Source organism: Microbacterium psychrotolerans, assembly GCF_031085295.1.
Taxonomy (GTDB): Bacteria; Actinomycetota; Actinomycetes; order Actinomycetales; family Microbacteriaceae; genus Microbacterium; species Microbacterium psychrotolerans.
Genome location: NZ_JAVFWO010000001.1, coordinates 364,423 through 384,599, shown reverse-complemented (window position 1 = coordinate 384,599; position 20,177 = coordinate 364,423). Strand labels below are relative to the sequence as shown.

The 20,177-nt window shown below is 70.0% G+C and carries 18 protein-coding genes; 7 read left to right on the top strand and 11 right to left on the bottom strand.

What is annotated here, in order from left to right:
- The first annotated feature begins 2 nt into the window (after positions 1-2).
- The gene (locus tag Q9R08_RS01665; RefSeq protein WP_308866075.1) at positions 3-1,490 is read left to right on the top strand and encodes a glycerophosphodiester phosphodiesterase; all 1,488 of its coding nucleotides are present in this window, start codon (positions 3-5) and stop codon (positions 1,488-1,490) included.
- Positions 1,491-1,714: 224 nt separating this feature from the next.
- Here the strand turns inward: Q9R08_RS01665 and Q9R08_RS01660 are convergent, their stop codons facing one another.
- The gene (locus Q9R08_RS01660; RefSeq protein ID WP_308866074.1) at positions 1,715-3,280 is read right to left on the bottom strand and encodes a sugar transferase; all 1,566 of its coding nucleotides are present in this window, start codon (positions 3,278-3,280) and stop codon (positions 1,715-1,717) included.
- A gap of 256 nt (positions 3,281-3,536) precedes the next feature.
- Positions 3,537-4,646 carry a polysaccharide deacetylase family protein gene (locus Q9R08_RS01655; protein ID WP_308866073.1) on the bottom strand — a complete coding sequence of 370 codons (1,110 nt, stop codon included), beginning with the start codon at positions 4,644-4,646 and terminating at the stop codon, positions 3,537-3,539.
- 204 nt (positions 4,647-4,850) lie between these two features.
- Between Q9R08_RS01655 and Q9R08_RS01650 the strand changes: the two genes are divergently transcribed.
- The gene (locus Q9R08_RS01650; RefSeq protein WP_308866072.1) at positions 4,851-5,216 is read left to right on the top strand and encodes a hypothetical protein; all 366 of its coding nucleotides are present in this window, start codon (positions 4,851-4,853) and stop codon (positions 5,214-5,216) included.
- 81 nt (positions 5,217-5,297) lie between these two features.
- Complete coding sequence (locus Q9R08_RS01645; protein ID WP_308866071.1) at positions 5,298-5,810, top strand: glycine cleavage system transcriptional repressor; 513 nt, start codon at positions 5,298-5,300, stop codon at positions 5,808-5,810.
- 141 nt (positions 5,811-5,951) lie between these two features.
- Here Q9R08_RS01645 and Q9R08_RS01640 read toward each other — a convergent pair whose 3' ends face one another.
- The 3 genes from Q9R08_RS01640 to Q9R08_RS01630 are packed head-to-tail and all read right to left on the bottom strand — an operon-like array spanning position 5,952 to position 10,599.
- Positions 5,952-9,881 (bottom strand): SCO7613 C-terminal domain-containing membrane protein, encoded by a 3,930-nt coding sequence (locus tag Q9R08_RS01640; protein ID WP_308866070.1) that lies wholly within the window; start codon positions 9,879-9,881, stop codon positions 5,952-5,954.
- Complete coding sequence (locus Q9R08_RS01635; RefSeq protein ID WP_308866069.1) at positions 9,878-10,123, bottom strand: helix-turn-helix domain-containing protein; 246 nt, start codon at positions 10,121-10,123, stop codon at positions 9,878-9,880. Before Q9R08_RS01635 ends, Q9R08_RS01640 begins: the two co-directional genes overlap by 4 nt.
- Positions 10,123-10,599: a DUF2975 domain-containing protein gene (locus Q9R08_RS01630; protein WP_308866068.1), complete on the bottom strand. Its 477-nt coding sequence runs from the start codon at positions 10,597-10,599 to the stop codon at positions 10,123-10,125. Before Q9R08_RS01630 ends, Q9R08_RS01635 begins: the two co-directional genes overlap by 1 nt.
- 143 nt (positions 10,600-10,742) lie before the next feature.
- Between Q9R08_RS01630 and Q9R08_RS01625 the strand changes: the two genes are divergently transcribed.
- Together Q9R08_RS01625 and Q9R08_RS01620 are read left to right on the top strand one after the other, a co-directional pair.
- Positions 10,743-11,348 (top strand): dihydrofolate reductase family protein, encoded by a 606-nt coding sequence (locus tag Q9R08_RS01625; protein WP_308866067.1) that lies wholly within the window; start codon positions 10,743-10,745, stop codon positions 11,346-11,348.
- A gap of 14 nt (positions 11,349-11,362) precedes the next feature.
- Positions 11,363-12,310 carry an SMP-30/gluconolactonase/LRE family protein gene (locus tag Q9R08_RS01620; RefSeq protein ID WP_308866066.1) on the top strand — a complete coding sequence of 316 codons (948 nt, stop codon included), beginning with the start codon at positions 11,363-11,365 and terminating at the stop codon, positions 12,308-12,310.
- A 315-nt stretch (positions 12,311-12,625) separates the two neighbouring features.
- Here Q9R08_RS01620 and Q9R08_RS01615 read toward each other — a convergent pair whose 3' ends face one another.
- A complete protein-coding gene (locus Q9R08_RS01615; RefSeq protein ID WP_308866065.1) occupies positions 12,626-13,618 on the bottom strand; it encodes an aldo/keto reductase in 993 nt (330 codons plus the stop codon).
- Between the two features lie 170 nt (positions 13,619-13,788).
- Here Q9R08_RS01615 and Q9R08_RS01610 point away from each other — a divergent pair, with 170 nt between their 5' ends.
- On the top strand, positions 13,789-14,889 hold the full coding sequence (locus tag Q9R08_RS01610; RefSeq protein ID WP_308866064.1) for a mandelate racemase/muconate lactonizing enzyme family protein: 1,101 nt from the start codon (positions 13,789-13,791) through the stop codon (positions 14,887-14,889).
- Between the two features lie 42 nt (positions 14,890-14,931).
- Entirely contained in the window at positions 14,932-15,699 is a 768-nt protein-coding gene (locus Q9R08_RS01605) for a FadR/GntR family transcriptional regulator (RefSeq protein WP_308866063.1), read from the top strand.
- Between the two features lie 60 nt (positions 15,700-15,759).
- Here Q9R08_RS01605 and Q9R08_RS01600 read toward each other — a convergent pair whose 3' ends face one another.
- Genes Q9R08_RS01600 through Q9R08_RS01580 form a run of 5 tightly spaced genes read right to left on the bottom strand, consistent with a single transcriptional unit; the run spans position 15,760 to position 20,033 of the window.
- Complete coding sequence (locus tag Q9R08_RS01600; RefSeq protein ID WP_308866062.1) at positions 15,760-16,614, bottom strand: amidohydrolase family protein; 855 nt, start codon at positions 16,612-16,614, stop codon at positions 15,760-15,762.
- A gap of 38 nt (positions 16,615-16,652) precedes the next feature.
- The gene (locus tag Q9R08_RS01595; RefSeq protein WP_308866061.1) at positions 16,653-17,606 is read right to left on the bottom strand and encodes a sugar kinase; all 954 of its coding nucleotides are present in this window, start codon (positions 17,604-17,606) and stop codon (positions 16,653-16,655) included.
- Complete coding sequence (gene eda, locus Q9R08_RS01590; protein ID WP_308866060.1) at positions 17,603-18,259, bottom strand: bifunctional 4-hydroxy-2-oxoglutarate aldolase/2-dehydro-3-deoxy-phosphogluconate aldolase; 657 nt, start codon at positions 18,257-18,259, stop codon at positions 17,603-17,605. The genes Q9R08_RS01595 and eda overlap by 4 nt, the downstream gene beginning before the upstream one ends.
- The gene (locus Q9R08_RS01585; protein ID WP_308866059.1) at positions 18,256-19,014 is read right to left on the bottom strand and encodes an SDR family oxidoreductase; all 759 of its coding nucleotides are present in this window, start codon (positions 19,012-19,014) and stop codon (positions 18,256-18,258) included. Before Q9R08_RS01585 ends, eda begins: the two co-directional genes overlap by 4 nt.
- Positions 19,011-20,033, bottom strand: a complete 1,023-nt coding sequence (locus Q9R08_RS01580) for a zinc-dependent alcohol dehydrogenase (protein ID WP_308866058.1) — start codon at positions 20,031-20,033, stop codon at positions 19,011-19,013. The genes Q9R08_RS01585 and Q9R08_RS01580 overlap by 4 nt, the downstream gene beginning before the upstream one ends.
- Between the last annotated feature and the right edge of the window lie 144 nt (positions 20,034-20,177).

Below are 20,177 nucleotides of genomic sequence, written 5' to 3'. Positions count from 1 at the left end.
TGATGGCCCCGTCTCCGATATCGCGTCGCGGCTTCCTGATCGGCGGGCTGTCGACCATGGTCCTGGCGGGCTGCTCGGCTCCGCCCCGCGCGAGCAGGGACCCGTCCGCGACGATCCCCGCTGCTCCCTCCCCCTCAGGCACGCCGTCTTCCTCGCGCGCACCCATCCCGTTCGACGTCCGCGAGTTGATCAGGCGGCCCAGGTTCTACGTCGGGCATCGCGGCAGCGGAGACAACTGGCCCGAGCACACGCTCGCCGCCTATCGGAACTCGCTGCAGGCAGGCGCCGAGGCGGTCGAGATTTCGGTGTGCTCCACGTCGGACGGCGTGCTGATCTGCCACCACGATCTGTCCGCGGAGCGGGTGCTGGGCGTCGACCGGAAGATCGCCGACATGACCTGGAACGAGGTGAGCGCGCTCCGCGTGGACGCCCGGACCTGGCTGGGCGGCAAGACCCCGCTGGAGCCGATCGCGAGGCTCGAGGACGTCCTGCGGGAGCTCGGTCCGGACACGCTGGTGTTCATCGAGGACAAGCAGGGGACGAACACCGGTGTGCTCCTGGACCTCCTCGATGCTCAGGCCCGCGCGACCGAGCGCTTCGTCTGGAAGCAGTGGGCGCCGGCCTCACAGGTGCGCGCTGCGAAAGAGCGAGGCTACATCGCGTGGGGATACTTCGATGTGGAGCAGATCGATCGCCTGGACGAGTTCGCGACGACTTTCGACATCCTGGGCATGCCGGTCGCGACGCCGGACGAGGTGATCAGGCAGGTCGTGGCCACGGGCATCCCGTTGATGTGCTGGGAGGTGCGGTTCCACGACGATGTGGAACGGCTCGCGGGGCTGGGGGTCACCGGACTGATGTGCTCCAACGTGCGGTACCTCGTCGACGGCAGACCTGCCGACCGCGACTCCTTCGCCACCGGACGCCGGGCGCCGGGCGACCTTCCCACGGCGATCGACACGCTCGGCTGGTCCGCTCAACCCGCGTTCGTCCCGGAGCGGGCAGCGCTGCGCATCGAGCGGGCGGACGCGACCAGTTACCTGATGGGCTCACTCGCGGCCCCGGGTAAGGAGCTGGGCCGTCTGGACATGACGATCGTCTGGCCGGACGCCGTCCCGCCCGGCGGTGCCGCCGGCGCGGTGTTCGCGTTGACCGGCGACGCGCCGGGAGGGCTGGGTGGGCGGGGCGACGCCGACGGATACCAGTTCTCGCTACACGTCGACGGCATGATCTCCCTCGCTCGCTTCGAGCACGGCGTCACCGGCCCCGACCTGGCGACGGGCGCGGTCGAGGCGCCGACTGCCGGCGAGCCCGTGCGGATCCGGATCGACATGTCAGACGACCGGCTTCGCGCCACCGTCGACGGCGAGGAACCGATCGAGGCCAAGGTGACGATGTCGGACGGCAGAGGTCCCTGGATCCGCCTGTTCAAGGCCTACGCGTCCAACGAGGCGGTCGAGTTCTCCGAAGTGCGCGTGGTGTCGAACTGACCCGCGCCGGAATATTCCGTGACCGGAATGTACCGCTGCCCGTTGTCGCCGCCGCGGCCGGGCATCGAGCCCAAGGACCCGCGGTCACGCCCGCTTGGGGAACGGGCGTCCGCCGGCGACGCCTGCGCCAGTGCGCACTGGCGGGCAGCGGCGGGTGACGACCGCGGATCCAGCTATGGCGGCCGGCGACGCCGTTGTCGCCGGCCTGGTCCTCTGAGGGAGTATCAGTAGGCCCCCTTCGGTGCGATCATGACCTTCGCGGTACGCCACATGATCATGACGTCGGTGGCGATCGACCAGTTCTCGACGTAGCGCAGGTCCAGTCGCACGCTGTCGGCCCACGAGAGGTCGCTGCGGCCGCTGATCTGCCAGAGCCCCGTGATGCCGGGCTTGATGTAGAGCCGCCGATACACGGTGCCGTCGTACGACCTCACCTCTGTGGGAAGCGGCGGGCGCGGGCCGACAATGCTCATGTCGCCGCGCAGCACGTTGAAGAACTGCGGCAGCTCGTCGATCGAGAACCTCCGCAGGAGCGCACCCACGCGCGTCACTCGGGGATCACGCTTCACCTTGAACAGCGGGCCTGCGCCGTCGTTCCGGGCGAGCAGCTCGGCGCGCCGCTCCTCGGCGTCGACGACCATCGTGCGGAACTTGAGCATCGAGAACTGACGGCCGTCGCGCCCCACCCGCAGCTGATGGAACAGCACCGGGCCGGGGGAGTCGAGTTTGATCGCGACGGCCACGAAGGGCGCGATGAGCACGATCACGACCAGCGCGAGGAGGGACAGCACCACATCCATTCCCCGCTTGATGGCGTGTACGCCGCCTTCGAACTCGGGGATCTTGACCTGGACGAGGGGCAGCCCGTCGAGGGGCCGCAGCGACAATCGGGGTCCTGCCACGTCGGTGAGCCGGTTGCACAGCACGAGCTCGGCCGCACTGCCCTCCAGCTCCCACCCCAGCCGCCGGACGAAGTCGCGGTCGTCGTCCGGTGTGCTCGCGACGACGATCGTGTCGGCACCGACCTCCCGGCCGAACGCCGCCGTGAAACCGATGGACCCGATCACGGGGTAGAGATGATCCTCGATGTCGATGGGCTCGAACCCGCCGTCGGTCGTCGTCGCCCCGATCACCAGGTAGGCGTGATGAGGGTCGTGCACGAGCTTCTCGATGACGTACTCGACGTCGTCGCGCGTGCCCGCGACGAGGACCCGTGAGACGCACTCGCCGCGCTCGCGCTCGTGGATCAGCCATCTGCGCCAGAGCCAGCGGCCCAGCACAAGCGCGACGAGCCCGCCGGGCAGCGCGATGATGAGCTGCGCGCGCAGGCCGGGCAGCTGCGCCAGGATGAAGACGGTCGACAGGATGCCGAACGCGAAGCCCGTCGCGTGCCCGATGCGCATGTACTCGGCCGCCCCGGCCCCGAGCACCGACGGTTCCCGCGTGTGGGCGAGCGACAGGAGCATCATCCACGCGCAGACGACGAAGAGGGCGGTGCGGGCGGGCCCCGCGAGCTGTGCGAGCGGCACCCCTGCCGCGGTCTCGAAGACGATGGCCGCGGCGGCGGCCGCGGTGACGCAGAGCGCGTCGGTCGCCACCAGCCGCCGCCGGTAGCGCCGCTCCCACAGGTGGCGGCGCTCCAGCGACGGCTGCGTGCGAGGGGCGATCGCGTCGGGGAGGACATCCAGAAGCGGGCGCGTCGGAGTTGGGCGTCGGAGGAGCGTTCGGGTCACTCCTCCGGCGCCCGTCGGCGCCGCTTCGATCGCGGTCGGCTTCAGACCGCGGTCCACCGCGCGCACGATGACGCGTCCCTAGCAGACATGTACTTCCCCAGAAGCCCGCACGACGGCACGCCGAACAGGCCATACAACCCCAATGCGCAGACCCGGCCGGGTTGTCGGGTCGTTTGGGGACGCTCGATTCGGGTTCGAACCCCCCGCGCCCTGCAAATGTACTGCGACAGCCCCTCGTGCGGAAGAGTCTCGTCCCGAAAAACTTGACAAGAGTTAATTCGACCCTGTATTGCGCACCGTTGCGCGGGTCGCCTCAGCCGATCAGGTTGATCAGCGCGTCCAGTCCCATGCCGTAGTTGATGCGCACCGTCGGCAAGGCGAGCTTGTCGGTGCCGATCGTGACGTAGCCGGGCTCGATGGTGCGCGCCATCTCCCAGCCCGCCTGCCGGAGCCCTTCCTTGGCGGTGTCGCTGTAGTGGCCGAACGGGTAGGCCATGATCTCCTTGACGCCGAGCACGCCGTACGACGCCTCCATGTCGGCGACGATCTCGGGCACCGACAGGTTCACGATCAATCCGTCGCCGTTGGCACCCGCGCGATGCATGTCGTGGGTGTGCGAGCGGCGCAGCACGTACATGTTCGGCGGGGGATCCTGCCGGTACGCCGTGATCATGAACGATGTGGCGAGCACCTTGTAGGTGGAGACCACCGGGACGGCGAGGTCGAACCAGGTCTGGTCGGCGTCGTCGTCAGTGACGATCACCGAGTGGTTCGGCAGGAACAGCCGCCCATCGATGAAGGCCGACAGCTCGTCCCAGGTCGGCAGGTAGAAGCCCGTGGTCGCGATGTGGTTCATGTGCGCATCGAAGTCGCCGATGTACGCGAAGTTGCCCCGCAGCCACCCGCTCTCGCCCTCGGGCTTCGCCGTGAACTGGTGGTACATGAGGATCGGGATGCGGGCGTCCTCGGCGACGTTCTGCTCGGGGCTCACCCATGCACCGTGCAGCGTCACCCGCCGGTCGGTGCAGGCGACGGGTTCGGAGCCGTTGACGCGTCCGGGAATCGCGAGGGCCGCGGCATCCGCCGGCGTCGCGTACCAGCCGGCGAACACGAGCCCCTCGCGCGAGGGGATCGGCAGCCCGGCATAGAGCGTGCCCTGGGTCTGGAGCATCGGTGCGTCGGCGATGCCCTCGCCGGCGAAGCTCACGGCGCAGGCCGCGGGGTCGGCCGCGCTCGCCAGCAGCTGCTCCTCCGCGGTGAGCGGCGTCGGGACGGGGGTGGGGTCGGGTGTCGTCGACGCGGTGGCGCTCGGCGCGGCATCCGCCGGTCGGTCTCCGGCGGCCGCACCTGCGAACCCGATCGCCGCTACCGTGCCGCCGATCGCGGCGAGCACGACGACGGCGCCCGCGATGCCCGCGAACACGCGGCGCCGACGCCGCCGCGCGGAAGGCCGCGCGGGGTCCGTGCCGAAACTGGCCATACGACTCCCGGAGTCCGGACCGCGCATCCCCACGTGCGATCTCTGCTCGGATGCTACCCGGATGCCGCCGCTCGCTGCCCGATCTGCGCGCGGGTTGTGGATGAATCGCGTGCCGGGCCGGCGCCGCCTTCGCTACGCTCGGGTGCCATGCTGCCTGCCGACTGGATCGAGTACCGGCGCTCCGACAGCGAGATCCTGGGCTGGATGCTCGCCGACGGCGACGGCTTCCGCGTGTTCGACCTGCTCGGCCGCGAACGCACGCCCGATGGCGCTGACCCGCTCGAGTGGCTCGACGCCGAGGAGCTGCTCGACGAGCTCGGCATCGGCTATCTGGCCGACCGGTGGACGTTGCATCTTCCCGACGGCAGCGAGCGCCCCGTGCGCATCGCCGAGGCCAGTGCCCGCGGCGTCACCGTCATCGCCGACGAGTTCGGTGCGGCCTCCGCGGTCGGCGGCGACCCGGAGCGGTTCCGCCTGCCCTTCCCGGTGACCGACGAGCTCTCGCCGCGCTGACCGCATCCTGACCCGGGCCTGCCCGCGGCCTGCAGCGCGGAGGCGCTCCGCCGACGCGGGGCACGTGGGTACAGTGTCCGCATGACGACGCTCGTGCTCACCGTGGTCGGCGACGACCGATCCGGACTCGTGGCGGCGGTCGCCGACGTCGTCGGCAACCACGGCGGCAACTGGGAGAACAGCCAGCTCGCGGAACTGTCGGGCGCCTTCGCCGGAATCATCGAGGTGTCGGTGCCGGCCGAGCGGGCCGACGAGCTGCGCGCGGCGCTCACCGTGCTCGACGGCCTGCTGAAGGTCGCGGTGCACACCGGCACGGTCGAGCCGCCGCTCGGTACGGCGCGGCCGCTGACGATGCAGGTGATCGGAAACGATCGCCCGGGCATCGTCCGCGACATCTCGACGGTGCTGGGCGCCCACGGCGTGAGCATCGACAAGCTGACCACCCACATCGCGGATGCCGCCATGTACGGCGGTCGGCTCTTCGAGGCGACGGTCGTCGCCCGCGTTCCGGCATCCGTCGACCTCGACGACCTCACCAGCGAGCTCGAGCGTCTGGCGACCGAGATCCAGGTCGACGTCACCCTCGACACCTGAGCCGCCGTCGAGGCCGCTCAGCTGTCGCAAACGGTGGGTCGGCGACACGAATCGTGGCAAGTGAGCAGCTGCTGAGCCCGCGGCTCGATCGGACTGTGCGCACGGCGCGGCTCCTGGGCCGGAGGTCCGGCGCGCCGCCGGTCAGGTGAGATCGCGCAGCCGCGCTGCGAGCCCGGTGCCGTCGCCCGCCCGTCGCTCGTAGCCGACGGCGATGATGAGCAGCACCGCGCCGACCACCGACAGTGTGATCCACCACGGCATGGCGTCGATGCCGCGTCCGATCTGCACCATGAACGCGAGCACGTTCTCGATCGGGAGCACGACGATTCCGATGAGGAAAGGCGCGGCGAGGCGCTGCGTGGCGCCGACGAGGATCGCGACGAGCGCGATCGCCATGACGAGGATCGCCCGCCACGTGCGCGGGTCGGTGTACGTGGCGGCGACCGAGGCGCTCAGCATCGTGACGAGCCCGGGCGCGAGCAGCGGCCACGACCCGGTCCAGCCCGTCGGCCACGCCTCCAGGCGGGGTGCCGGCGCAGCGGCAGGCCGGCGGAGCGCCAGCGCACCGGCCGCGAGGAGGAAGAGGCCGAGGGGCAGCGAGAACCACTCGACCCGGAGGTCGCGCGGGCTCCACGCGACCACGGCCGTCACGAACGACACGGCGAAGAGGAACGGCACCGGTGGCAGCCCCGTCGGCCATCGCAGCCCGCGCGCCGCGACCAAGACCATCAGGGTGAGGAGGCCGAGCAGCACGACCCACATCGTCCAGATGACGAACCAGTCGCGCTCGATCGCCGGCCAGGTCGCGACAGCGAGGATCAGCACCGCGGGCGCCCCCAGCCATCGCGTGCGGGCGAGAGCCGTGCCCTCCGCGGCATGCCGATGGAGACCTCGTGCTGCACTCGCCGCGGCGCCCGCACCGAGCAGCCCGAACGCGAGGGCCGCGAGGATCCCGGGATCCGTCGGCGTCGGATCGAGGCCGGTGCCCCAGCGAACCCCCTGGACGGCCGCGGCCGTGGCGGCGACGACGGCGACGGCGAGCGTCGGCGCGCGGAGGACGCGCAGGCGCCGAACCCGTGGGGCGGTGGCCCGGGTGACGACGACGGATGCCGCCACCAGTGCCCACGCAGCGCCGACGAGTCCCGCGGCCCGGCCGGGAGCGACGGCGTCGGCGGCGAACGCCGGTATCGCGGCATCCGTCCCGTTGAGGGCGAGTGCGAGCACCACGGGCACCACCGCGATCGCGAGTCCGGCGGCGTACAGGCCGACCGCACGGCGACCGCGGGCGGTGAGCAGCGCGCCGACGACCGCGGCACCGAGAGCAGGAGGCAGCAGGTACGGCTCGAGACCGGTGACGCCGACGATGCCCCACGCGCTCCAGAGCGCGCCGGTGAACGCAGCGCCGGCGAGGGGCCACGCATAGCGGCGCGGTGCGGTGAGCGCAGTCACGGCGAACCCGGTGCCGAGGATCACGAGCACCAGCAGGGTGGTGGGCAGTCCCGCCGACGTGCGCACCAGCGCGAGCGCGACGGCGATGGCCGCGGTGAGGAGAGCGGATGCCTCCACCGCGAGTCCGGCGGCGTGCGCCTGCTCTGGCGGCAGCCGCCGTCTCAGCGCGGCGCCGATCAGGTCGGCCGACGCCAGCACGCCCGCCACCACTGCGGCGATCACCGGGAGCACCACCGGGGACCCGCTCATGGGGAGCAGCTGCGCACCGAGGCACACCGTCACGACGGCGATGGCGGGGACGAGCGTCGCAGCCGCCAGCGTGCGCACCACGAGGCCGAGACCCGCGCGCGTGGTGGTGACAAGCGTCAGCGCGAGGCCGAAGATGACAGCGGTCGAGAGGGCCGTCCAGCCGCTGCGCTCGAACACCACCTGCAGCACGCCGATCGCGAAGGGCACGGCCGTCACCACGAGCACCGCATGCCACTCGCGCGACGGGATGCGGCGGGCGAACGTCGTCGCGATGGCGACCGCACCGGCGGCGCAGGTGGTGAGGCAAACGACGACGAGCGGATCGGCGCCACCGCGGGCGAGCGCGGTCGCGAGCACCACGAGCGCGTACCCGAAGGCGACACCGACATGCACGAAGCGGCCCGCACGCGGCACGGTCAGTGCGAGGACGCCGATCGATGCGACGACCGCCGTGCCGGCCCACACCGTGAGGTCGTCGTCGCGCCACGACAGCACCGCGGCGAACAGCACGGCCGCGTGCGCGCCCGCCACGAGGGGCATCCGGACGGCGGCCGAGGCATCGCGCAGCCCGGTGGTGACGACGGCACCTGCGACGACGGCTGCGACGAGTCCGATCGCCACCCGCGCCCACACCTCGAGGCCGGGCAGCGACAGCACCGTGAGGAAGGCGAGCACCGCGTACCAGGCGCCGAGGAATCCGAGCCATCGCGTTCCGAGCGGCTGCGGCATCGCCTCGCTGCCGGACCCGCCTGCGAGTGATGCGGAGTGTGTCGGGGTCGCGCCCGCCTCCGTTCGGGGTGCTCCGGGCACCTGGGCGTGCGCATCGCGGACCGACTGCGCACCATGCGCCCCGACCCCGTGGCGGTCGACGGATGCCGGGCCCGCCGCGGCGCCGGACGCGACGCCGCGGGGCGCGGTGATCGCGGCGAACGAGCCGAGTGACAGCGAGAGCGCGGCGATCCCGACGGTCAGGCCCGCGCCGCTGCCGGGCAGCAGGAACATGCGGTCGGCGTACGGACCGGCGAGCGCGCCCGCGACCGACAGGAACGCCGTCAGCGTCGGAATCGCGGCAATGAGGGCGACCACGCCGACCGCGCCGGTGAACAGGGCACCGCGTGCGACCACGCGGTGCAGCGGGGCGACCGCGCCGACCGAGACGAGCCCGAGGCCGGCGGCCACCGGGAACGCGGCGAACCAGGTGCCCGTGCCCAGCGCGGTCATGGCGATCGGGAGCACCGCCACGGCGCCGACCATCGCCGCGCCCGCGACGCCGCTCCACAAGCGTCCCGCCGGGTGCCGCGCAGAGGCGACCGCGATCGCCGCGATCGACACGAGCGTCGCGCTCGCGAGGTACGCGGTCGGAACGGCGGTGGCGGCATCCGTCCCCCACACCGTGGAGAGCGCGGCGACGGCGAACCCGAACTGCACCACCGTCAGCGCCGCGCGCTCCGCGGTGAGCGGGCGGCGTGCGCCCGAGCCGGTGCGCGAGGCGAGGGCGACCAGCGCGGCGGCGGCAGCGGCCGAGGCGAGGCATCCGGCCGTCGTCGCGAGCGCCGAGCCGGCGCCCAGGGCGAGCAGGAGCGGGACGAACGCCAGCGAGAGCAGACCGGTCCAGAGCCAGGCACGGATGCCGGCACGCGGGCCGAGCACCGCCAGAGCGCCGCCGGCCGCCAGCGTGGCGAGCGCGGCGAAGACCCAGCCGTTCGCATCCCGGGGGAGCAGGGGCAGCGCCGCGGTGATCGTGAGCGCCAGGAAGACGATCCCGAGGGCCCCGATCGCCTCGGCGGAGAAGCGCAGGTGCCGGCGGGCGAGGAAGGCGGATCCGCCGAGGAAGGCGGCGGCGATCGCTCCGACGATGACTGCGCGCGGCCACGGGTCGGTGAGATCGGGGTTGAAGAACGTGAACACGACCGCCGCGACGGCGACGAGCGCCGCACCGGCGACCGCGAGCACGGACTGCACCGTCGCGGAGGCCTTCGGAGCGCCGACGCCGACGCCGACGCCGCCGGTCGCGCTGACGGTCGCGCCGGCGCCGGCGCCGGCGGGGTGAACGGCCGCCGCGCCCGACGCCGCGGGGTCCGATGATGCGTCCGCACCCGCAGCGGCGGGACGGGCCGCCGGCGCCGTGACCGGTGTCAGCGGCACCTGCGCGAGCAGCGCCTGACGTGTGCGCAACGCGTCCGCGGCGTTCCGTGACGCGAGCCAGAGGTCGCGGCCGACGGCGCCGGCGAAGTCCGCACCGCACGCGGGGCACCGCTGCTCGGCGACGATCCCCGCGGCGCACACCGGGCAGCGGACGACATCGAGCAGCTCGGCGATCGCGGTGTCGCTCCAGGCGTGCGTGCGCCGTTCGCGCACGGTCGTGCCGCTCACGCGTCGTCCTCCCTCGCGGCGACGGCGGCCGGATGGTCGTCGGGGACCCACTCCAGGATGTCGCCTGGCTGGCAGTCGAGCACCCGGCAGATGGCGTCGAGCGTCGTGAAGCGCACGGCCTTCGCGCGGCCGTTCTTGAGCACCGAGACGTTCGCGGGGGTGATGTCGATCGCCGCGGCGAAGTCGGTGACCGACATCTTCTTCTTCGCCAGCTGCACGTCCAGGTTGATGATGATCGGCATCAGACCACCTCCGAGAGGTCGTGCTCGAGCTGCGACGCCTTGCGCAGCAGTCCGCGCAGCACCACCAACAGCAGCGACAGCCCGGCGCCGACCACGATGCCGAGCAGGCACAGCAGCACGATCGACGGCGAGCCTGCGGGGGCGGTGATCAGGAACGCCAGGGTCGTGACGACCAGCACCGTGGCGAAGACGACGGCGCCCAGGCTCACATCGACCCAGACGAATGCGCGCGGCGTGAAGATGCTGTCGGCGCGCACGAGGGTCAGCAGCTGCCAGACGCAGACGAGCACCACCTGGGCGCAGAGCGTGAAGATCACGCCGATGACGATTCCCGGCACCTCCAGATACGACAGGTACGGGTACATCCCGGCCAGCGAGCGCGCCATGCCGGGCAGCACCGCGACCTGGCACAGCAGCAGCAGTGCGATCAGCACCGCGATGAGTGCTTTGAGGACCACGATCGTTGTGGGGCGCATCACGAACCTATCGATAAACGGCAAGGACCTATCGAAAAACAATAGCTGCAGCATCCGTCATCTGCGCAAGGGGGGAATGCTGAAGATCGACTGGCAACGGATGCGGGGTGGCCCGCGGAAGGCGCGCCGAGTAGCGTGCGGGAGTGGGCTCCGTGACGTACTTCAACTCCGCATCGCTCGACGGCTACATCGCCGGACCCGACGGGCGCTGGGACTGGGCGACGCCCGACGCCGAGGTGCACGCGTTCGTGAACGACCTGCTCGCCGCCGCGCGCACGCACCTCTACGGACGCAAGGTCTACGACGTCATGAAGGTGTGGGACGACCTGCCCCTCGATGACCTGTCGCCCGCCGAGCGCGAGTTCGCCCTGCAGTGGCGCGACGCCGACAAGATCGTCTACTCGAAGACGCTCGCCGCGGTGACGACGCGCCGCACGGAACTGCGTGCCGACTTCGATCCCGTCGCGGTGCGGCAGATGGCGGATGCCGCCGCCGGCCCGATCGCGATCGGCGGCGGCCAGCTCGCATCCGTGGCCGCGCGCGCCGGCGTCCTCGACGAGGTGCACGTGGTGATCGCGCCCGCGCACATCGGCGGCGGAGTCCGCTTCCTCGACGCCGGGCTGCGGCTCGACCTGGAGCTCATCGGCGAGCGCCGCTTCGGGAACGGGTTCGTGTACCTCGGCTACCGCGTGCTGCGGGGAAATGGAGAAACCCCTTTCGGTTGGTCGGCGACGACGGCGCGCTCGTGAGCGGAGAAGACGGCATGCGGATTCCGACCCGTGTCACGGTCCTCGATGATCGGATGCGCGGCATCCGGACCGACGCGAACCTCGCCGTCCATTACTCGGCGGGCAGATGGCTCGAGGGGCCGTCGTACTCGGCACAGGGGCGATACCTGCTGTTCAGCGACATTCCGAATGACCTCACGCTGAGGCTCGACGAGATGAGCGGCGCCGTGGTGGTCTTCGATCACCCCTCACATTTCGCGAACGGGCGAACCCACGACCGCGTCGGAAGGGTCGTCACCTGCCTGCACGGTGAGCGCAGCGTCGTCCGGCGGGAGCACGACGGCCGCGACGTCGTGCTTGCATCCACTTACCAGGGGCGAAGGCTCAACAGTCCCAACGATGTGGTGGTGAGCGCGAGCGAAGACGTCTGGTTCACCGACCCGACCTACGGGATCGTCAGCGACTACGAGGGCCATCAGGCCGATGCCGAGCAAGAGAGTCGAGGGCTCTACAGATGGACTGAAGGTGCCACCGAACCGGTGCTCGTCTCGGGCGGATTCTCTCAACCGAACGGCCTCGCCTTCTCTCTCGACGAACGAGAGCTCTATGTCGTCGACAGCGAGCGCGACTCGATCTCAGCGCTCACCCTTGACGACGGCGGTCATCTGGTCGCCGAGCGTGTGCTGGTCGCGTCGCCGTCAGGCTTCGACGGGATCCGCATCGACGCTGCCGGACGCATCTGGGCCGCCACCCGCGAAGGCGTGAGCTGCTTCGACAGCGACGGCCACGAACTGCTGCGCATCGCCGTGCCCGAGCCGGTGTCCAACCTCGAGTTCGGCGGTCGCGCACGCAACGTCCTCTTCATGACGGCGACGTCGAGTCTGTACTCCGTCCGCACCTCGGTACGCGCCCCGGCAGCCGGCAGACCTGGGGGAGCCGGGGCCGCGCAAGCGCTGCCGGCGCCGCCTACGCCCTCTGCGTGATCGCCTGACGCGCGCGGGTAGTCCCGAGGGCGGATGCTTCGTCGAGCACCGCGACGAGGGCGTTGTACCCTACGAGCGGGAGGTCAGTGCCCACAGCGCGCCCCGCCTCGCGGGCCGCTCCCATCGCGCCGATCGAGGCGAGGGCCGGTCGCGAGGCCGTGGCACGGAAGGCGTCGGCGAATCCAAACGCCCGTTCCACACCGGCACGAGGACTCCGAGGACGGCGCTGCGACCTGTACGCAGGCTCGCCGCCACGACCCCGGCTCAGGCGTCGAATGCGCTCCTCGGGACCCGATTCCCGACCGCCCTTCAGCGCTACGACGATCGAACGGGTCGGTCTTCCGCCCGGATGAGTCCGTGCGCGGCGAGCTGCTCCCAGAGCTCGGGAGGAGGCGCAGCATGGTAGCGATCTATCGTCGACCCGACCTGGCCGGTTCCGCGCATGCCAACGACGACGGATGTCACAAGTGGGCTGCGAAGCGGGAACGCGACCGCCGCAGCAGGGAGCGTCGTCCCGTGCTCTTCGCAGAGGTCTGCCATCGCGTTCGCCCTGGCAATGAGGTCGACCGGCGCATCGTGGTAGTCGAAACGCACTCCGTCACGGGGCCGCTCCGAGCTCAACAGGCCGGAGTTGTAGATCGCCGCTGCAACCACCGCGACACCGCGCTCAGCTGCGGCCGGCAGCAGATCCGCGGCGGCGGACTGATCGAGCAGCGTGTATCGACCCGCCACCATCATGATGTCGACGTCGCAGCGGCGCACGAACTCCGCGAGCATCGCCGACTGATTCATCCCAGCGCCGATCGCAGACACGACGCCCTGATCGCGAAGTTCGATCAGGGCGTCCACCCCGGTCGTCGCTGCGGCATCCCAATGGTCGTCGGGATCATGCAGGTAGACGATGTCGAGGCGATCGGTGCGCAGGCGTCGCAGACTCGCCTCGACGGATGTGAGGATGCCGTCGCGCGAAAAGTCCCATCGACGACGCAGCGAGCTGGTCACCGCGAAGCCATCGTCGTCCGGTACCCGTCTTCCGGCGGAGTCCTCGACGAGAAGACGTCCCACCTTCGTCGACAGCACGAACTCGCTCCGCGGACGCGACGCCAGCGCCTCGCCCAGCCGGCGCTCCGACAGACCGAGCCCGTAGTGCGGGGCGGTGTCGAAGTACCGGATGCCGGCATCCCACGCCGCATCGACGGTCATCCTCGCCGTGTCGTCGTCGATCTCGCGGTAGAGGTTGCCGAGCTGCGCGGCTCCCAGGCCGATCTCGGTCAGTGCGGGCGCACGACCTCGTTGACGGTGTTCCATTCGCACTTGCTCCCTCTCGTCGTCCGCTCAGCACATCCTAGTCGGCAATGTCTAACGTGTGATGTATGCTGTTTCTTCGAGCCCCGCCGCGCGAAATCGAGGACGATATGAAGATCACCGGCTACCGATGTGTCCGCACCTTTCGTGATTGGGGACGACCGATCGGCGATGTGAACGGCTTCCTGAAGAACGGCGTCACCGATGTACCCGTGGTGATTCTCGAGACCGATGAGGGCATCGAGGGTATCGGCACGGGCACCGATCAGTACCTTGACCAGCTCTTTCCAGCTCTCGAGGGTGAAGACCCGCGCGCCGTGACGACCCTCTACGACAGAATGCTCGCGCGTGTCTTCAAGGCTGGCCATAACGGCGCGACCTTTGGCGCGATCGGCACGTTGGACATGGCACTGTGGGATCTCAAGGCCAAGATCGCCGGCGAGCCCCTCTGGCGGATGCTCGGAGCGCGCGATCGATTCATCGAGGGGTACGCGTCGGGCCTGGATATCGCCCTCGACGACGAGAAGCTCGCTGATTTCTATGCGGTCATGGCAGACCGCGGATTCACCAGCGGAAAGCTCAAGGGGGGTCTCGACATCGAGGCGGATCTGCGCCGTCTGCGCATCCTGGACGACGCCCTCAAGCGCAACACCCGCACCCCCGCGCTCATGCTCGACGCGAACGAGTCGTGGAATCTGAAGCAGGCCGTCCGCTACGTGTCGGCGATCGAAGACGAGGTCGATCTCACCTGGATTGAAGAGCCCCTCCGACGCTGGGACGCCCCCGGCCACGCACGCCTGTCGAACTCGATCAAAGCCGCCGTGGCGACTGGTGAGAACCTCTCGGGTCTCGAGCAGTTCCGCCCGCTCCTCGACGCCAACGGCGTCGACGTCGTGCAGGTCGGCTGTACCTGGGGCGTGACCCACTTCCTGCGAGTCGCGACCGTCGCGCACTCGCGCGATCTGCCGATCAGCCCCGTGGGGCTGACAACGAACCAGGCGGTCGCACACGCGGCGGCATCCGTGCCCAATCATCTCTCGACGGAGGTCCAGGACCTCGGTGCGCCGTTCGGGCTCACGATCGATCAGGAGATCGTCGATGGCGGAATCGTGCTCGGCGATACCCCCGGCCACGGTGTCGCGGTCGATGAAGCGGCCATCGAGCGCAACCAGAGATCCGCCAGCTGGCTCCTCACCGAGGGACCGCACGTGCGCCCGGCGCGCGCCGGCCTTCGCCTCGTCACCGGCGGCGGCCGTCGTGAAGGCGCGTCATGACAGCGGCCCCTCCGGCGGATCCGACGCGGCTAGGCTGACGGCATGAGTTCAGCGGTCAGCACGCCCAACGACGCGTCGGCGGTGTTCGGCGACTCGGCGCGACGCACTCCGCCTGCCCGGCTGGGGGTGGCGGTCGTGCACGATCTGGTGACGGCGATCGTCAACGGCGAGGTCGCCCCAGGCCAGACACTCCCGCCCGAAGAGAAACTCGCACAGCACTTCGGGGTGAGCCGAACGGTCGTACGCGAGTCCGTCAAGCGTGTCGAGGAGAAGGGGCTCATCACCGTCGCGCCCGGTCGTGGAACGACGGTGCAGCCGACGACCTCATGGAACATCCTCGACCCCGTCGTCCTGTCGGTCATGCTCGAGAACGACGACGCACTGGGCGTTCTCGACGACGTGGCCGTCATCCGCGGATCTCTCGAGGGCGAGATGTCGGCCGAGACGGCGCGTCGCCGATCCGAGGAGGAACTCGCGCTCGTGCAGGACGCGCTGAAGGCGATGGAAGACAGCCTCCACGACCCGGAAGGCTTTCCGCAGGCCGATGTCGACTTCCACTTCCTGGTCATGACGCTGTCCGGCAACCAGCTGGCGAGCAACATCACGAAGATCCTCTTCCAGCGTGCGCGCAGCAGCAGCAGATTCATCGGCAACCAGTCCGAGGACGCACACAAAAAGACCCTCGAGGAGCACCGTCGCGTGTACGAGGCCATCGCCGCGGGCGACCCCGCCGCTGCCCAAGCTGCAATGCGGGCGCACATCATCGATTCCTGGCAGCGCCGCCGCCTGCCGACGCAACGCAAGCCCTGACATCGAGCCTTCTACTCCTATGACGGCCGACTACGCCAGGCCGGGGCGATGGACTGATGGTCAGGGAGCGTGCAGCCGCGACGCTCCGCCCGGAAGGTAGACCGAGCGCGCCGTCGTACTGGACACCGCCGGCCAGTCGGACGCACCGACGATCCGCTCGACCCGCGCGGCCCACTCCGTAAAGGTGGTGGGCATGCCGAAATGAGAGCTGACCGGCCAATCGCTGCCGATCATCGCCCGCTGCGAGCCGAAGGCCTCGAGGCCGCGGTCGATGAAAGCGTCGACGTTGGCACCGAAGGCCGCGGCATCCGACGATTCGGGTGCGAGTCCCGACAACTTCACATATGTCCGCGGTCGCGCAGCGAGAATTCCGATCTGCTCGGACCACCGTCGTCCGGCGGGGCTGTCGATACCCTCGTCGACCGGAGGCTTGCCCAAGTGGTCGAGCACGACCGTAAGATCCGGTACTGCGTCGAGCAGGTCGATGAGCGCCGACAGCTGGGGATGACGGATGCAGGCGTCGAAGGTCCCGCCTCGGTCCGCCAGAATCCGCAGCCCCTCGCGCACGGCGGAGAACGCCGTCTCGGCCGTGTCTTGCAGCAGGTGACGCACGCCGACGACGCGAGGGATCTCGGCGAGTGCTGCGAGGTGCGCCTCGACCTCTTCCGGCTTCCGGGTGAGGTCTGCGCCCGCGACGATGGCGATCAGCTCCGGCCAGGCGAGCCGGTCGACCCATCGGGCTTCGGCGAGCGGATCGCCGTCAGATGCCTGGACGAAGATCATTTCGGTGGAGACGGTGGCGGCGCGATCGACATCGGGAGGGAGCATCGCGTGGTCGAGCCCGGTCCCGCCGAGCCAGGCGTAATCGAGCAGGTCTGGGTCCCAGATATGCACGTGGGAATCGACGAGGGTCATGTGCGACTGCGTCCTCTCTTCGGGGGTGTGCGGCAGACTCATCGCGTGACCGGTTCGGATGACTCGAGGAGTCCGAGTTCATCGCGACGGGGATATCCCTCCCAGTCCCCGGGCGCCAGACACGCGAAGGCGCCCGTGCGCACAGCGAGCTCCAGACACGCGCGCGGGTCGGCGCCGGTCATCATCTCTGTGAGGTAGCCCGCGACGAACGCATCACCGGCACCCACCGTGTCGATCACGGGCACCGCCAGGGCCGCGCGCACAGAGCACTCGCCGTCCTCGAGCGCGACAGCGCCCGCTGCTCCCCGTTTGATGATGACAGTCCGGGGACCGAGATCCGCGAGGCGCAGCGCAAGCGTTCGTGGGTCACCTGTTCCGACGATGAGGGATGCTTCATCCTCGCCCGCGAAGAGGACCGTCGCCCGTGCGGCCAATCGTCGATAGACGGAAGCGGCATCTCGGCCGCGCCAGAGCGAGTCGCGGTGATTGACGTCGAAGGACACGGCCACACCCGAGGCGTGCGCGACGTCCATCGCGGCATCGACGGCGGCGGACGCCGAGGCGGAGAGCGCCGGCGTGATGCCCGTCACATGCAGCACGGAGGCTCCGGCGATGTCCGACGGCGCGATATCGCCCGGGGAGAGCCGGCTGCCCGCGCTGTCGGCGCGCGCATAGTGCACGGCGGAGCGCCCCGGCACACGTTGCTCCTTCGTCATGAGGCCGGTGCCGACGTCAAGATCGACGATCACACGTGCTTCCACCGACTCCGCACGGAGATCGCGCAGCACCTTACGGCCCACGGCATCCCGCCCCACGCGACCGATCCAGCGAGCGGTGCCCCCGAGTCGTGCGATGCCGATCGCCACGTTGCTCTCGGCTCCGCCGGTGGTCAGGTGATAGCTGTCCACGAGTTCGCCCGGCCCGATGCCCGACGGCCTGAAGAGCCCCATCGTCTCTCCGATCGTGACGAGTCCGCCACGGCCGGTGCTCACCTTGCGTTCCCCGGTGAAGGGTGCCGGGCGGCGGTCGCAAGGCCCATCGCCTCACGGCTCAGCCTCTCGATCGCGTCGAAGTCCCGACCCACCACGAGGCTTCGTGCCACCATCCAGCTGCCGCTCACAGCGGGCACCGACGCGTGTGCGAGGTAGTCGCCGATGTTCGCCGCAGACACTCCGCCGGACGGGACGAAAGCCATGTCCGAGAAGGGCGCCGCGAGTGCCGAGATCGTCGCGAGGCCGCCGAGTCGGTCGGCGGGGAAGAACTTGACGGTGCGCACACCGAGCCGTCGTGCGTGCTGGATCTCGGTCGCGGTCGCGGCACCCGGAAGCACCTCGATGCCGCGATCGCGCGCTCTTTCGACGACGGCGGGATCGAGGCCGGGGCTCACGACGAAGGCCGCCCCGGCGGCGACGGCGGCGTCGAGTTGATCGACGTTGAGCACGGTCCCCGCCCCGACGGTGAAGACGGGATCGGTGACGGCCGCAATCGCGCGGATCGCATCGAGGGCCGCGGGAGTGCGGAGCGTGATCTCGGCGCACCGGATGCCCCCGCGCAGGAGCGCCGCGGCGAGCGTCGGCCCATCATCCGCGTCTTCGATCACGACGACAGGGATGATGGGCGACGACGCTAGCAGCCCGCGGGTCATCGGCCGAGCCACCCGCCGTCGACAGGGAGCACGATGCCGTTGACGTAGTCCGAGGCGTGGGAGGCGAGGAAAACGGTGGCGCCCGCGAGATCGTCGGCCTGCCCCCAGCGTCCGGCCGGGATCCGCTCGAGGATGCTGCGAGAGCGATCCTCATCGGCCTGCAGCGCCGCCGTGTTGTCGGTCGCAATGTATCCCGGCGCGATCGCGTTCACGTTGACGCCCCGCGCTGACCACTCGTTGGAGAGAGCTTTCGTCAGCCCTGCGATGCCCGACTTCGCCGCCGCATAACCCGGCACGTTGATCCCACCCTGGAAGCTCAGGAGCGAGGCGGTGAAGATGATCTTCCCGCGCCCTCGCTCGAGCATCGACGAGCCGACAGCTTGACTCAGCGCGAACTGGCTCGAGAGGTTGACCTGGAGAACGCGATCCCACGCGTCGCGCGGATGCGCGGCAGCGGGTGCTCGCTCGATCGTGCCGGCGTTGTTCACGAGGACGTCGGGCATACGCTGGGCGAGTCGCCGTCCGAGCTGATCGACGGCTGCGGCGTCGGCGAAGTCGCACGAGATGGCTTCGAACGTGCGCCCCTTCGCTTCGACGGATGCCTGCACGTCACTGCCCGAAGAGAGACTCGCACTCACCCCGATGATGTCCGCCCCCGCGTCGGCGAGGGCTTCGGCCATGGCGCGTCCGATTCCTCGGCGCGCGCCGGTGACGACGGCGAGAGTGCCTGTCAGGTCGAACAAGCCCGCGCTCATGCGACTTCACCCACCTTCACGAGCACCTTGAGGGCGCGCCCGCTCTCGAGATCGGTGAAGGCCGCTTGGGCTTCGTCGAGGTCGACGATGCGCGTGATGACGGTGTCGGTCGGGATGACGCCCTCGCTGAGCAGTTGGACGGCGCGCTCGAAATCCTCGCGGCGGTAGACCCGAGCGCCGAGAATACGCAGTTCACGCCAGAAGACGCGCTGCAGATCGAGTTCCCGCGGCTGGGGGTGGATGGCGACGACGACGATGGTTCCGCGGACCTTCGCGAGGCCGGTCGCTCCGGCGACGGCGGCGGCTGCTCCCGACACTTCGAAGACGACATCCGCACCCGCGCCCTCTGTCCACTCCTCGATCCATGCGGCCTGATCCGTTGTACGGGGATCCACGGTCGCGAAGCCGAGGTCGGAGATCTGCGAACGACGACGCTCGTCGACCTCGATCACGACGACCTCGGCGCCGGCGTGGCGCGCGACGGTCGCGATGAGCACGCCGATGGGGCCGCCGCCGATGACGACGACCCGGTCGCCCTCCGCGAGTTCCGAGCGGCGGACGTCGTGCACCGCGACCGCGACGGGCTCCACGAGGGCCGCGACGTCGAGGGGCATGGATGACGGCAGACGGACGAGCGTCGAAGCGGGAACGTTCCACTTCTCCTGCAGAGCGCCTGGGGAATCGATGCCGATGAAGTCGAGGTTCTGGCAGATGTGCTCGTGCCCGGCGCGGCAGGCGGGGCAGACGCCGTCCCACGAGAGGGGCATCACGGTGACGCGCTCGCCGACGCTCCACTCCTGCTCACCGGGCCCGAGGGCGGTGATGACTCCACTCATCTCGTGACCGAAGACGAGTGGCGTCGTCACGCGTGCGTCCATGTCGCCGTGAAAGATGTGAAGGTCGGTGCCGCACAGTCCCGCGAACGCGACGCCGACCTGAATGCAGCCCGCAGCGGGCGAAGTCGGTTCGGCATCCGCGACGACGAGAGTGCGCGGGGCGGTGTACTGCAATGTACGCATGAGTCTCCAATGGGTATGACGTCATATGAAAGATACACGCCTCATGCGATGAACGTCGCAGACATTGCTAATAGGTCACATGTACGATCTAATCGTCGTGGCAGTCGCCGACCGGCGACGAGTCGTCAACGATGTCGACCAGAC